Raw genomic sequence first — 320 nt, 5'->3', positions numbered from 1 at the left:
GTCTATTTGGACTGCATCGTCGTGAAGATACGTCAAGACAAGCAGATCATCAACAAAGCCATTTACTTAGCGCTAGGCGTTAACCTTAACGGTAAAAAAGAGCTGCTTGGTATGTGGTTATCAGAGAATGAAGGCGCTAAGTTCTGGCTGGGTGTTCTCACTGAACTACAAAACCGCGGGGTGCAAGACATCTTAATCGCTTGTGTCGACGGCTTAAAGGGCTTCCCTGATGCCATCAATACGGTTTATCCCAACGCTCAGGTTCAGCTGTGTATCGTGCATATGGTGCGTTACTCCATGAAGTTTGTACCATGGACGGA

General features: G+C 46.9%; 1 protein-coding gene. It reads left to right on the top strand.

Annotation, left to right across the window (positions count from 1 at the left end):
- Nucleotides 1-320, top strand: a 320-nt coding sequence (locus tag AAEY80_RS14400) for a transposase (protein WP_350588543.1), incomplete at both ends; no start/stop codon positions are given.

Source organism: Psychrobacter sp. 78a-MNA-CIBAN-0178, from assembly GCF_040309625.1.
Lineage (GTDB): Bacteria > Pseudomonadota > Gammaproteobacteria > Pseudomonadales > Moraxellaceae > Psychrobacter > Psychrobacter okhotskensis.
This window is presented reverse-complemented; position numbering and strand designations above follow the sequence as displayed.